This window comes from Isosphaeraceae bacterium EP7, assembly GCA_038400315.1.
Taxonomy (GTDB): Bacteria; Planctomycetota; Planctomycetia; order Isosphaerales; family Isosphaeraceae; genus EP7.
The window spans coordinates 1437751-1451753 of record CP151667.1 but is presented as its reverse complement, the minus strand read 5'-3'; the positions used below and the strand labels follow the sequence as shown (position 1 = coordinate 1451753).

The 14003-nt window shown below is 65.0% G+C and carries 11 protein-coding genes; 5 read left to right on the top strand and 6 right to left on the bottom strand.

What is annotated here, in order from left to right; genetic code table 11:
* Window positions 1-38: 38 nt before the first annotated feature.
* Window positions 39-758: a hypothetical protein gene (locus tag EP7_RS05645; RefSeq protein WP_463526680.1), complete on the bottom strand. Its 720-nt coding sequence runs from the start codon at window positions 756-758 to the stop codon at window positions 39-41.
* A gap of 307 nt (window positions 759-1065) precedes the next feature.
* Between EP7_RS05645 and EP7_RS05640 the strand changes: the two genes are divergently transcribed.
* Complete coding sequence (locus EP7_RS05640) at window positions 1066-1797, top strand: PEP-CTERM sorting domain-containing protein (protein ID WP_463526678.1); 732 nt, start codon at window positions 1066-1068, stop codon at window positions 1795-1797.
* Window positions 1798-1855: 58 nt separating this feature from the next.
* On the opposite strand, the gene EP7_RS05635 is transcribed toward EP7_RS05640, so the two are convergent.
* Together EP7_RS05635 and EP7_RS05630 are read right to left on the bottom strand one after the other, a co-directional pair.
* Window positions 1856-2374, bottom strand: a complete 519-nt coding sequence (locus EP7_RS05635) for a LysM peptidoglycan-binding domain-containing protein (RefSeq protein WP_463526676.1) — start codon at window positions 2372-2374, stop codon at window positions 1856-1858.
* A gap of 193 nt (window positions 2375-2567) precedes the next feature.
* Entirely contained in the window at window positions 2568-3824 is a 1257-nt protein-coding gene (locus EP7_RS05630; protein WP_463526674.1) for a hypothetical protein, read from the bottom strand.
* Between the two features lie 427 nt (window positions 3825-4251).
* On the opposite strand from EP7_RS05630, the gene EP7_RS05625 reads away from it, so the two are divergent.
* From EP7_RS05625 to EP7_RS05610, 4 genes are all read left to right on the top strand, one after another.
* Entirely contained in the window at window positions 4252-5601 is a 1350-nt protein-coding gene (locus tag EP7_RS05625; RefSeq protein WP_463526672.1) for an alpha-L-fucosidase, read from the top strand.
* Window positions 5591-6853, top strand: coding sequence for a hypothetical protein (locus EP7_RS05620; RefSeq protein ID WP_463526670.1), 1263 nt, complete (start codon window positions 5591-5593; stop codon window positions 6851-6853). Before EP7_RS05625 ends, EP7_RS05620 begins: the two co-directional genes overlap by 11 nt.
* A gap of 240 nt (window positions 6854-7093) precedes the next feature.
* Complete coding sequence (locus EP7_RS05615) at window positions 7094-9172, top strand: carboxy terminal-processing peptidase (RefSeq protein ID WP_463526668.1); 2079 nt, start codon at window positions 7094-7096, stop codon at window positions 9170-9172.
* Between the two features lie 320 nt (window positions 9173-9492).
* On the top strand, window positions 9493-10203 hold the full coding sequence (locus EP7_RS05610; RefSeq protein ID WP_463526666.1) for a hypothetical protein: 711 nt from the start codon (window positions 9493-9495) through the stop codon (window positions 10201-10203).
* Between the two features lie 103 nt (window positions 10204-10306).
* Here EP7_RS05610 and EP7_RS05605 read toward each other — a convergent pair whose 3' ends face one another.
* The 3 genes from EP7_RS05605 to EP7_RS05595 form a co-directional block, all read right to left on the bottom strand.
* Window positions 10307-11095 carry a hypothetical protein gene (locus tag EP7_RS05605; RefSeq protein WP_463526664.1) on the bottom strand — a complete coding sequence of 263 codons (789 nt, stop codon included), beginning with the start codon at window positions 11093-11095 and terminating at the stop codon, window positions 10307-10309.
* A gap of 744 nt (window positions 11096-11839) precedes the next feature.
* Window positions 11840-12805: a nitrilase-related carbon-nitrogen hydrolase gene (locus EP7_RS05600; RefSeq protein ID WP_463526662.1), complete on the bottom strand. Its 966-nt coding sequence runs from the start codon at window positions 12803-12805 to the stop codon at window positions 11840-11842.
* Window positions 12806-12833: 28 nt separating this feature from the next.
* Window positions 12834-13943, bottom strand: coding sequence for an alpha/beta hydrolase-fold protein (locus EP7_RS05595; RefSeq protein ID WP_463526660.1), 1110 nt, complete (start codon window positions 13941-13943; stop codon window positions 12834-12836).
* Window positions 13944-14003: the final 60 nt, after the last annotated feature.

The following is a 14003-nucleotide window of genomic DNA, read 5'->3' as shown; positions in this document are numbered from 1 at the left end:
TTTCGGGCTCGACAGGCTTCCCCGAAGGCGTCTCCGTGTCACTCGCAGGCGCAGCAAGACTCGGCCTTGGAACCGGCCGTGTCCTTCGGCCCGATCGCGGCGGCCTTCGGCTTGCCGGACTCGGGCTTCTTCTCGTCCTTGGGCAGGTTGGGCACCAGGCTCGGGTCGTACTTCGAGCCGGCGGAAACCTGCACCGCCGTGATCCTCATCCTTGTCGGGAAGAACTTCTCCGCGTCCGCCCGCTTGTGGGCGTGACCCCGGCCCCCGCTGTTGTCCTTGATGATCAGGTCCATCTGCTTGATCCCCTCGGTCCAGACGATCGAGTCGTTCTCCCAGAACGAGGTCATCGAGATGTCCTTCTCATAGACGCCCGCCTCGGTGTACAGCCCGGTCCCGGTGCAGCCGTAGCCGTTCCCCTTGCCTTTGTTGGGGATGTAGCAGATCGTCCAGGTCGTCGGCTCGCCCCCGGCGGGCTTCTCCAGGACCTCGGCGCGGAGGTGCACCGTGCCGTTGCGATAATCCACCGGCGCCGTCCAGTCCTTCGGCCTGTCCGGATTGATGTCTTTTCCCTTCACATAATAATGCGATTTATTTGGCTTGGACGTCTCCGCGTCGTCCTTCGAATAGGCGAACGTGACGTCGAACAGAACGAATTGCTCCGCCAGGCACGCGGCGGGGACCGAGATCAAAGCGGCCAGGCCCGCGACCAGAAGCCTGGCGCAGGCCCCGACCGATCGAAACACGCGGGATGAACCCATCGATCGCTCCTCCGAAAACCCCGCCAGGGCGATGACGTAGCCACATGACCCACGCCGTTCGGCGCCCAGGCGGATGATAAAAGGACCGGCAGGCCCCCGCAACGGACCTCCCGGGCGGGAGGGGCCGTTCTCCGAGGATTCGCGCGGCGAGCCGATCGGCCAATTTGGAGGCCTAGCCCCTTGCAAGGAGCCATGCTTGCCGCCAAGACTACTCCCTCCCGCCAACGTGAAGATCGATGATCGACGAACATATTTCTTCACATCGGTCTATCCGTACTCTTGCATCCCCTCGCACGGAGTCCTCTTCATGCCTCGTCTCCCGCTCAAGCTGGCCCTGCTGAGTGCCGCAGTCCTGGCCGTCCAGTCGGCGCAGGCCGAGCCGATCGTTGCCGGCTCGACGTTCCTCGCGGGCACCGCGATCCAGGACATCACGCTGCTGGCCAACTCGGCATTCAATCCGACCGGTTCGGACGTCACCTTCGAGATCAGCGGCGTCGGCGGGATCATGCTCAATCGCGACACTCAGGTCGGCAACACGATCACCATCAGCACGGCGTCGGGGCTTTTCACCGGGTTTAACCCGAATATCGGGGGTTACACCTTCGGCAGCATCCCGCCGCTCACCCCCTCGGATTTCGGCGGGAGCATCACGGACGTCGTGCAAGATCCGAATGACCCGGGCTTCGCGACCGGCCAGGCGTCCAGCTTCGTCTCGGGCAACCTTATCTTCGGCGGCGCCAGCTTCGGGCTCGCGATTACCAGCGGCCCCGCGGCCGGTGCGATGCTCTACACCGACCCGGCCGTGCCATTCTCCTTCTCGGCGACACTCGATGGCCTTCCGCCGTCGGCCGGGACCGTCCTGGCCAATGCCGGCACCGATGTCCTGAACGTGCTCTTCAACGGGCAAGTGGTGGGATACAGCTCGAACAGGCGGATTATCCTGTCGGCTCCGGTGCCCGAGCCGTCGAGCCTGATGCTCAGCGGCGCGGCGATCGCCACGCTGGCTTGCCTCGGCCGCTTCCGTCGCCGGACGATCTGACACACCGGCGAACGAATCCTGCCTATCGCGACGCGCTTCCCGGCGCTGAACTCCCCATTCAAGGTGTCCGCAACAAGGTCCCGGCCTTGAGCGGGGAGTCTCGCCTCGGGAGCTCGTCGCGATTGACCGCCCAGAGGCGTTCCTTCGCCGATTCGTCCCCATAGACCCGCTCCGCGACGTCGGCCAGGCTCTCGCCCTGCTCGACCGTCGTGAACGCCCCCCGCGCCTGCGTCGGCCTGATCGACCGTCTCCTGGAGACGACCGCCACCCGATCCACTGATTTGTCACGCACCGGACGCTGCTCGGGCCCCTCGACCTGGGCGAGCGTCGATGCCGCAACGGCGTGGCTCGGCCCCGGATCAACGACCGTCGGTCTGGAGGGCGAAAGGCCGATCACGCCGCGAGGCAGGGATGGCTTGACGACCCGGGCCTCGACGAGGGCCGACTGATCGGCGAGGGCCTTCGAACGCGGCTCGGATCTGCTCAATCTCGACTGGCGACGCGCGACATCGGGCTCGCGCAGGAAGATCGCGACGGCCGCCACGATGACGACGCTGAGAGCCGTACTTGCCGCCATCTCCCGCTGGTCCATTGGGGGACACTCCGACGATCCCGGGTGCGACCTCAATTCGATGTATTTCGGTATTCGGCATTCCTCGAGGTGGGACTTGAGCACAAGACGGCCATCTCACACGATTCTTCGAAAAAGACGAGGCCACGAGGGAGTTTGATCCCTCGCGGCCTTCGATCGGCTCGGTCGCTGACGTATCTCAGCGAGGGTTTTCCTTGGTGGAAGGGGCGGTCCCGTTGAGGATGCTTCCTCCCTCGGGCTCATCGGCGGCTGGGCGGCGGGCCTTGGGTGCGTCTTCGCCGGCGTCCCGATCAGGGCGACGAGCTTCGGGGGTCGCATCCCTCTCCGGACGACGAGCGTCGGGTGTCGCGTCGTCCAGGTTCTCATCGCGGACCCTGCGATTTGCGCCCGGGGCACCCTCTCGGCGGCCGGCCGGTTCACGCAGCATCTCGCCGCCACGCGGGACGGCCACGGCGTAAGCCTCGATGAGCTCGCGGCCGTGCTGGGCCAGCGCCATGACGGAGGCCTCGCCCGGCTTGCGGTCGCCTGGGGCCTGATTGCCGGCGAGTCGCATCAGGGTCTGCGTGCCGTTGGTCTGCATGTCGCGGCCGTGACGCAGCAACGCCTCGGTCGCGCGACTCGCGCCCTGCATTTCACCGGAGGCCTGGACGATGTGTGTCCCGTCGATGACTTCCTTCACGGAATGGTTGATCAGCGCGACGGTCGCCTTGTCCTGCGGGCTCATCGCCATGACTTTCTGCGACGCGTCCACTCGGTCTGGATTGGCCCCCGGGCGGCCGTAATTCATTCCCGAGAGGGCCGTCAGGGTGGAGATGTAGCCGCCGGCCGCCTGATAGATCCGCTTGTCCCCGGGGTTCCGGTCGGTCGCGGGCTGGAGCTGGTCGCGACCGATGATGTCGCCGCCCGCCGAGCCGAGCAACGTCTGACTATCCTGGAATGCCTGTCGTGCGTGCATCATCAGCTGCTGGGCTGGATCCATGGCGGCCCCGCCCTGGCGATCGTTCTGGGCTTGCGCCTGATCAATCTCCTTGGCTCCGGCCAATTCGGCACAAGCCTTGAGGCCGGACGCCTCGATGGCCATGGAGACCGCGTGCCCGATCACCGCCCGTTCCGCGTACGAGTTGGCATTGGCGCCCCTCATTTCGCGGCGCTGTCCCGGAACCGCCCCGAGCCCGGAGCGGCGACGATCCACGCCCTGTTCGGCGTCATCGCGGGTCCCGGGTTGAACCTCCTGGCCGGTGCTGCCGATGGTCTCGCGCGGGTTGCCCTGATCGGTCCCGCGGAGGCTCGGCGCGGTCGCGGTGCCGGTCGCCCCCTGACCGCCGGCCGTGCCGCTGATTCCGTTTCCCACCGAGTTTTGCGCGTTCGCCGACGTCAGGGCCGCGAGGCCCAGCAGTGTGGCGAGTCCGCCGATTCGCAAGGTCCTGGTCGTCATCAGTGGAATTCCCCTCGCTGGAACTCGCCGCCCGCCCGTCCTGGGACTCGCCCGCAACCTCGGCGGCCTTGTCGCCCGCCGCGCGACGCATTGCCGCGGCCACAGTCGGCCGGGCCGCACGTCGCGGTCGTCCCATGCGGAAGGGTCGCGGCCGTGAAACGTGAGTCGGGTTATTCCGAATGCGAAGGACGTGCCATGAATTCATCCGGACTCGCATCAAAATCAGAGAGATCCGGACGCCGATTCGACCGGCGCACGCTCCTTCCATCGAGTCGCCTCACTCACTCGAACTCCGACTCTCCTTCCACCAGCCGCGTCGCGGACGGGTTTCCGCGGGGGTTGTCGCCACTACCGGGCGGTGTTAAATTCCGCAGATCCCGCACCTCGGGCGATCTCAACGGCTGTCGTCGCCCAAGGAGTTCCGACGATGACCCGACGGCAATCTCGACTTGCGCCCCTGATCGCGGCTTTCGGGTTGATCCTGATGCCCGCCGTGGTCCGATCTCAGGCGGTCCCGGAGCTGAAACCGCCGACCGAGGCGCAATCCACTGCTCGCGCCCGGTACCGGGCCGACCGCTTCGGCCTGTTCGTCCACTGGGGCGTCTACAGCCAGCTCGCCGACGGCGAGTGGGTGCTGAATAACCACAAGATTCAGACCGCCGACTATGAGCCGCTGGCCGGGACCTGGTGCCCGGATGCCTTCAACGCCAAGGACTGGGTCGACCTGGCCCGCTCCGCCGGCATGAAATACATCACCGTCACCGCCAAGCACCACGACGGCTTCTGCCTGTTCGACTCCAAGCAGACCGATTGGGATGTCGTCGACCGAACCCCCGGCGGGCGCGACATCATCAAGGAGCTGGCCGCCGAGTGCCAGCTCCAGGGCATCAAGCTCTTCCTCTATTACTCTCACCTCGACTGGCACCACCCGGACTATTTCCCCAGGGGCCTGACCGGACGCAACACCGGCCGCGCCGAGGCAGGCGACTGGAACCATTACCTGGATTACCTGGATGCCCAGCTCACCGAGCTGCTCACCGGCTACGGGCCCATCGCGGGAATCTGGTTCGACGGCTGGTGGGACAAGCCCGCGGCCGACTGGCGTCTCGACCGCACCTATGCGCTCATCCACAGGCTCCAGCCTGGCGCGCTCGTCGGCAACAACCATCACCGCAAGCCCTTCCCGGGCGAAGACATCCAGATGTTCGAGAAGGACCTTCCGGGGCGCAACGATTCGGGCCTGAACGCCGACAATGCGGTCGGGACTCTGCCACTGGAAAGCTGCGAGACCATCAACCGGGCCTGGGGCTACAATTCTTCCGACCAGACCTTCAAGAGCCCCAAGCAACTCATCCAGTCCCTGGTCAGGGCCGCCGGGGCCGACGCGAATTTCTTGCTCAACGTGGGGCCCCGACCCGACGGCACCATCCAGCCCCAGGCCGTCGAGCGGCTCAAGGCCGTCGGGGCCTGGCTGAACACCCATGGCGAGTCCATTTACGGCACTCGCTCCGGTCCCACAACCGCAGCCGCCTGGGGCGTCTCCACTGCCGACCCGATCCGCAGGCGCGTCTATCTCCACCTGCTCGATCGCGAATCCCTGGGCGATGAACTCTCCATCGCCGGCTTCCAGGGCAAGGTGGCCTCGATCCACACCTGGGACAAGGCGCCCGTCGCGCACCAGATCCTCGGCGATCGCCTGATCCTCTCGCTCAAGGGGATCAAGGCCGACCCGATCGACACCATCCTCGTGCTGGAGCTGGCCGCCGATGCCGACTGACCGGATCAGCCGCCGACATGCCCTGGCCGCCGCCGCGTCGATGGCCGCCCTCGCCGCGTCGACGGCCCGATCCGCCCCGCCGCGCCCCGCGCGGCGGACGCTCCGCATCGCCGAGACCGCCGGCCTCCGCCGCTTCGGCTACCCGGTCCACCTGATCGTCCCCGACGCCGACCCCTCCTTCAAATTCCGCCTGGAACTCGACGGAAAGCCGGTCCCGGCGCAATTCACAACCTCAAAGGACGCCGAGGGTTCCGCACCCCCGATCGTCCGGCTCGACTTCAACGTCAGCCACGCCCCCGGCGAGACCGTGGATTATCTGCTCGTCCAGGGGCCCGACATCGAGCCCGGTCCCGTCCCCTCGTCGGGCATCGGCCTGGAACAGTCGCCCGGCCTCTTCCGCGTCACTAATGGCCGGACCTTAGCCTACGAGATTCCCGAGAACCTCCTCGGCCTGCTCACGGGGGTCTCCAACTCCGGGCTGGCGTTCCTCAAGCCTCGATCCGCGGGCCTCTGGATCCGCTACCGCGACGACATCCTCTATCGGGTTGGCGGCTTCGGCCCCGGCGGAATCCCCACGCGGGCGACCGTCTTGCGCAAAGGGCCGCTCGCCGTCGGCCTCCGGTTCGACTCCACCGAAGCCCTTCGTGGCGAGCGTCGGGTCGAGTCCCGCGTCGAGATGACCTGCCCCGCGTCCAAGTCATGGATCGACATGACCTGGCAGGTTGACGACCCCCAGGGACTCGTCGCGGGCCTTGGCATCGAACTCGACCTGCTCCTGGAAGGCAAACGAGCACTCGTCGATTTCGGTGGCCCCAGCACGATTTACGGCACGCTCGGCCCGTCGGAGCGGATGACCCTGGAGTCGGGCCAGGCGCCGGGCCTCGGGCACGGCGAGCCCGTCTGGCGGGTTACCCACGGCAAGCTCGGCAGCAAGACGCCGTTCGCCCAGTCCCCGGCGGGTACCGCGGGCCTGGCGGGCAAGGCCGAAGGGTGGGCGCATGTGATGGACGACGCTCGCTGCACCGCCGCCGCCCTCGCCGACTTCGGCCTGACCGCCCGCGATCGGATCGAGGTCGACGCCTCGGGCCGGCTGAGCCTCTGGCGCGATTTCGCCGGCAACGGTGAGAATCCCCCGCCCGGACCCAAGGCGTTGCACGCCTATTACCACTTCGTCCCCATGCCCGTTCAGATCGGGGCCGCAACCAGCCCGCAGGCGATGCTCGCCCCCCTGAAAGCGACCTGGATCGACTGAAACCAACTCGAGACGGTGCCACAGATCGGCCTGGAGCGATCCTCTCCGAACTTACTGCGGCGCCGGGCGTAGAACCTGAATGACTCTTGCCGATGAAGGAGGAGATGACCGGCCGGCGGCGGCCTGAACGGACTCGGCCCCTTTGCTTGTTTCTGCCCGGCCCCCGGCCTATCATCATAATGATGTGACCGGGCTCGGCGTGGCGACCTCCTTCCCACAACCGCACGGAACGGAACCTATATGCCGCGACTCGCTTTCCGTCCACTTGCCCTGTTCGCGCTGGTCGGCGCCTCGGCCGCGATCATCGGCGCCCAGGCGCCCCAGCCGCAGCTCAGCCCCACGGCCACCGACCAGGTCACGGCCCAGATCGTCGTCAAGCTGCTTGAGCAAAGCCACATGGCCAAGCCCAAGATCGACGATGAAACCGCCAAGAAATGGGCGAAGACCTTCATCAAGGATCTCGACCCCCAGAAATACAACTTCCTGAAGTCCGACGTCGCCGAGTTCCTCGCCGAGGAAACCACCCTCGACGACAAGATCAAGGAAGGCGACATCACCTGGGCCAAGAAAGTGATGGAACGCTACGTCCAGCGCTCCGACGAGCGGTACAAGGACGTCGTTGATTTGCTCAAGGAAACTCCCGACTTCAAGGTCGAGGAAGCCTACGTCGACGACCCCGAGAAGGCCGAGTACCCCGCCGACGCCGCCGAGGCCAAGGAGCGGCTCCGCAAGCGACTCAAGCTCGAACTGCTCGAGCGAAAGGTCGCCAAGATCGAGCCCGCCGAGGCCCTCAAGAAGATCGGCATCCAGTACAAGGACCGCAACCGCGCCGTCCATCAGTTCAGCAGCAGCGACCTGCTCGAATTCTTCCTCAGCAGCCTGACCAAGACCTTCGACCCGCATTCGAGCTACATGAGCCCGAATACGCTCGAGGACATGATGACCCAGCAGCTCCACCTCTCGCTGCAGGGCATCGGCGCGTCGCTCCAGTCCGAGGACGGCTACGCGGTGGTCAAGGAACTCGTCCCCAACGGCCCCGCCGACAAGGACGCCCGGATCCAGCCCGAGGACAAGATCCTCGGCATCCAGAAGGAAGATGGCGAAGAGATCAGCTTCGTTGAGAAGAAGCTCTCCGACGTCGTCCGCGACATCCGAGGCCCCGCCGGCACCAAGGTCCGCCTGATCATCCAGCCGGCCGAGACCAAGGAACGCAAGATCTACGAGCTGACCCGGGCCAAGATCGAGCTAGCCGAAGCTCACGCCAAGGGCCAGATCATCGAGACCAAGTCCGAAGACGGCAAGCCCCTCAAGATCGGTGTCATCGGCCTGCCCGCCTTCTACGGCGACACCGGTGCCCTGAATCGCAACGAGCCCGACGCCGTCTCCGCCACCGAAGACTGCCGCAAGCTCCTCAAGGGCTTCAAGGCTCAGGGCGTTGACGCCGTCATGGTCGACCTCCGCGACAACGGCGGCGGACTCCTGCTGGAAGCCATCACCCTCTCCGGCCTGTTCATCGACAACGGCCCGGTCGTCCAGGTGAAGGAAGCCTCGGGCGTCAAGCACCTCGACGACGAAGACGCCGGCACCGCCTGGGATGGCCCCCTGGTCGTCCTGATCAACCGCCTGAGCGCCAGCGCCTCCGAGATCTTCGCCGGCGTGATCAAGGATTACGGCCGGGGCCTGATCATCGGCGACGCCAGCACCTACGGCAAAGGCACCGTCCAGAGCATCGTACCCATCAACGAGCAGCTCGGCCGCCGCAGCCCCAACCTGGGCGCCCTGAAGCTCACCATCCAGCAGTTCTACCGGGCCAACGGCGAGAGCACCCAGATCAACGGCGTGAAGTCCGACATCCACATCCCCTCCCTCCGCGATGTCGCCGACATCAACGAGGGCAAGATGGATAACGCCCTCGCCTTCGACCGCGTCGCCCCCCTGCCCCACGACAACTTCAACAAGCTCTCCCAGGAGCTCGTCTCCTCCATCGAGGTGAAGTCCCTGGAGCGGCGCAAGGGCAGCGACAAGTTCCGCAAGCAGGACGAGCAGATCAAGAAGGCCATCGACCGCAAGGCCCGCCACTCGATCTCGCTCAACGAAGACAAGTTCCGCGCCGAGTTCGTCCCCGACGAGGACGCCGAAGGCCACGACGCGGTTGACGAGAAGACCAAGGAAAAGAAGCGTAAGAAGCGCTACGGCGAGCGAACGGTCTGGGAGCCCGACTATTACAACGACGAGATCCTCAAGATCGTCTCCGACTACCTCACCCTCGGCTCCGAGAAGCTAGCCTCCATCCCCATCAAGGCCGCCGCCCAGCCCTGATCCGCGACGGAACTAGCCCAATAAACCATCGAGGCCGGGGAGAACGCAAGTTCTCCCCGGCCTCTTTCGCATGAGAGTTTCGTGATGGATCCCAACTCCTTCTCCTGGGCTGAGATCCTCGATCGGGCAATCGCTGAAGATCCTCGCCAATCGTTCATCAGTCCGAATTAATCCATCCTGACGCCCGGCACGAGCGACCCAATCTCCCCTGCCGATGCCTCCGTCGCCACCGACACGCGTCCATCGATCGATGCTCGACCCAGCCATGGCCTGTCGCGTATCCTTCAGATTTGGCTCCCAACGTGGCCGGAGATTCGCCGATGCGCGCCGTCTCACGTCTCCGATCCGCGTCGATCGTCGCACTGCTCTTGGTGGGATTTTCTGCCGCGACCGCGCGTGCGGATGACCGCTATTTCCTCCTGATCTTCGGGTCGCAGTCGTCCCCCAAGGTCCTCCGCCGCACGCACACGTGGGCGACGTTCGTGAGGGCCGTTGGCGAAGGCCCCGACCTTTCGACCTACTCCCTCGAAGTCAACACCATCAGTTGGCTGCCCGCCACGCTGAAGGTCAGAGTCTGGAGCTTGAAGCCCGAGCAAGGGGTCAATTTCGACCTCGAACAGTCGCTCAACTTCGTCTATTCCGAGGGCGAGAGCGTCACCATGTGGGGGCCGTTCGTCATCGCCCCGCAGGTCTACGAACGGTCGCTGAGGGTGCGGGAGGTCGCCGAGAGCGGGACCGCTCAGTATCGTGCCATCAGCTCGGGGCGGGACATGCTCATCAGCGACTGCATCCACGCCGTCGCCGCGGTCGATCCCCAGCTCGGGCGCAACCATTATCCCCTGATCCGGATCGGCAAGCCCGCCAGTCGCTACATCGCCAGGCAGATGATGATGCGAAGCCAATTCGATCAATATCAGTACGAGAACTCGTGGCTGATCGAGAGACTCGGTCTCGGCCGCTACCCGATCAAGATCGTCCCACCACAGCTCATTCCCAAGAGCGATTGCGGGCTTTGTCGGAAGCCCAAATAGTGCGAGGGACGCATGAGTGACGAGCGAAACAGGCCTTCGGACGTGGATGAAGCCGAAGACTCAGCTCGCCTCGCCGAGCGAGACGTCCCTGAGCGATCGAGTTTTACAGGCCCGTCACCTCGATCGTGAACATGACGCGATCATCGTTGTACGTCTTGCCCTGCATGTTGTTGAGCAGCTTGCAGGTCGAGTTGCTGCACGCGTGCGAGAAGTCGATGTAGACCCGCAGTTGCTTGGACGCGTCCTTGCTGCGCACCCGGGCGAGATCGAGCTCGACCCCGATGCGAGGCTGCCATTCCTTCGTCACCGCCGTCACTTGCCGGAGATTCGGCACAATCGGGTGAACGCGTCGCAGGATATCGACGAAGTGCGACGAGATGCCGATCTTCAGCATCGCCGGGAGGATCTTGTCCTGCCAGATCAGCTCGTCCGCGATGTGCTGCGGCGCGTTGGCGTTGTAGCTGCCCAGGCGGATGCCGACATTGTCGAGGTGGACGTTGCAGTAATCCTTCGCCACCGCGCAATGCAGGCTCGGCTCGGAATTCTCCCGATACCCCTGCCCGTGCGTCGCCAGCGCCGCGATGCTGCCCACCGACGGAAGGATTCCCAGAATCCGCTCGCGCGAGTCCGGCTGGAACCCCCCGTGCTGCAGCGCTTCAGCCCATTTCTCGGCATCAACCGCCACGAAGTCGAAGCCGGCGTTGATCGTCGGGTTCACCTTGACGATCGACTTAACGTGCTTGCGCAGGTCGATGTGGTGCAGATTGTAGAAGCGAGCCGAGATCGTGCGCCACATCGGACTATGTAGCATCCATCCGGCCTGCTCGGCCGTGTCCTGGGCGTGGAACGTCCGCATCTGCTCGGTGATTTCGGTGGGATCGATGCCTGGCATGCGATGCTCCTGGATGTCGTCATACGACCGCTCTCAACATGACGGACCGACGCACCATGGTGTGACGGCCACTTCGATGTTGAAAACCAACAGGCTGTCCGCGCGTCGCCGAGCCCAGAGCTTGGTTTTCCGAGTTGAACGCCGGTGATGGCCTGGGCGGCCTCGGGAGGTCGATCCGGAAATCGGAATGACCCGTAACCTTATCAGAGCTACGATCCTTGACCGTCGATGTGCCCGAGTGCCCTCGTGAAGTGTTGTCACGACGAGTTCGGAAATCCATCGCCCGAGAGAAATTCGCGCATCCGAAGTCGGAAGTCGACATCTCCTCGATGACCGAAATTGAACTGTGTCTGACGCCGCGAGCAAGGTGCGAACTGGCCTCGCGTCACGAGAGCGATCAGCCCAGCTCCGCGAAAAATCCCTCGGAGACCTTAGGTCGCGACGCCTCACGATGATCCGGCTTGGTGCGAATCAACTCGTCGCAGCTTGAAATCTCATCGGTCGAGCTCGACTTGCTTGGCACATCAATGCGATTGAGGCGGTTCAGTTCGCGGCCTCGCTCGATTGGCACCGATTCGTCCCGAAGGCTCGGTTCGTCTGCTTCGATCGAAGGCTCTCGAAATTCCCGCAGTCTGCTAGGCTGAATGGCATCGTCCCGTGGTCGATCCACGGTCCGCCGTCGGCCGAAGCTGAGAAAGATTCGCGTTCTGATATTCAAGATTCAACGACTCGTGACCTTCGATCTCAGCCCTCGAAGGTCCGCTTCCATCCTGGCGCCGTGACCGGTTGATGCCCCGGAGGATGCGGCTCGACCAGCGTGTCGTAGAGCTCGGGGCGTCTGGCTCGCAGATAGCGACGGCCGGGCGCATCGTCCAGGGCATCGGCCTTCAGGAGCGCGATGACGACGTCGTCGTCCAGCTCGTGGCTTTCGACGAGGACCTCGCCGCTGGGGTCGAGGATCATCGCCAGGCCGGGCTTGATCGTGTCGTGGTCCCGGCCGATGGGGTTGCTGAAGACGGCGAAGATGCCGTTTTCCCAGGCTCGGGCGGGAAGCCATCGCATCAGCCAGCCTCGGCCTTTGGGGCCCTGGAATTCCTGGCGCAGTCGGGCGGGATCTTCGTGGCGGCGGTCCCACAGGATCGGGTCGACGGCGCCCCGGCCGGGCATCGGCGAGGGGGTGCAGCCGGTCACGTGGGGCATCACGATGACCTCGGCGCCCAGCAGGGTCGTGGCCCGCACGTTCTCGGGAAGGTTGTTGTCGTAGCAGATCAGGAAGCCGAACTTCACCCCGCGAATCTCGGCCACGCAGTAGCCTTCGCCGGGCGTCAGGTGCGGATTGATGAACGGGTGCAGCTTGTGGAATCTGGCCAGCAATCCCTCGGGACCGACCGCGGCATAGCACTTGAACAGACGGCCGTCGGCGGCCCGCTCGATCAGGCCCGCCATCACGACGACGTTCGAGGCTCGGGCGATCTCGATGAGCGCCTGGGTCGACTCGCCCCCCGGCACTGGCTCGGCCACGGCGTCCAGCCCGTCGCGATCGAGGGTTTGCAGGTAGGTGTAGCCGGTGACGCTGCACTCGTGGAAGCAGACGACCTCCGCCCCCTTCGCCGCGGCGCGAGCCGTCAGCTCGGCAATCCGGCTCAGATTATAGGCCTTGTCGCCGTCCCGATGCTCGAACTGGGCCGCGGCCACCCGGATGTCGCGCATGTTGGCTCGTCCTTCAGGACAGAGATCGTCAGCGAGTCGCACCGTCCAGGTTCCGGTCGGATTGCACGATCGCAGGTGCTCCGATGATTAGGTCGACCGGGGGGAGGATGTGGCGGCTGGCCCAGAGGTAGGCCGGGATGTGGTTCTCGCGGAAGAACCTGAGGCCGTGGTTGGCGAACGGGTCGACCACCGCGTCGACCGCGATTCCCCGCTGGCGCGCAATCCAGAGGAACGACTCGGCGTGGGCGTCGAAGTTGTAGTTGTCGCGGCCGGCGTAGGCAATGTACATCGCCAGCTGACCGGGCTGGAAGTCGGGGCGGGCGATGATGTCGGCCGGATTGGTCGCCTTCACCCGGCTCACCACGTCGGGGCCGTCGCCGAAGACGGGGGCCATGAAGGCCTTGGCCCTCGTCTTCCGCAGGCTGAAGTACGCCTTGCCGATGACCATGTTGGGGTCGTACACCTCCGACCAGCGGAACGTGGACGGGTCGAAGTTATCGAAATAACGACCTCGGCACGTCGTGTATCGCAGGTTCAAGGGGGCCCCGATTGCGGCGACCGCGCCGAACAGCTCGGGGTGCCGAAGCGCGATGCTCATGGCGCCAAAACCGCCCGCGGACACCCCCACCAGCGCGTGGGCTTGCGGCTCGGGACGGATCGAGTATTGCGTCATCAGGAACGGGATCACTTCCTGGAGCACATGCGTCTCGAACCGTCCGCGAACTCCGTCCAGGAAGAACGAGTGGACGCTGAAGATGCTGTTCTTCCCGTCGACCAGGCCGTCGACGCAGGCGACAATCGTCGGCGGCATTTGACCTGAGGTGATCAGCTGGTCAATCTCGGACACCCGGCCGAGCGCGACGAACGTGTGCTCGTCGATGTAGGAGACGTGCATGTCGAGCACCAGCGGATACGCCTTCGTCGGCGTGTACCCCGGCGGCAGGTAGACGTACAGGTCGCGAGGAATACCCAACGCGGCCGACGGGATCCGGTTGTCCTGCCCGTGGTTCTGCGTGTAGTCGACGACCCGCCCGCAGATTCGGCGATTGAGCCGATTCAGGTTGGTGTGGTTGCCGAGCTGCGCATACGCTGGCGTCGCGGCCAGGAGCCAGAGTCCGATCCAAGCAAGCCGTCTCATCGAGCATCCTCGGCCGGTCAATCGAGTGCACCAATTCGAGTCATCGACCAGACGTAAGAG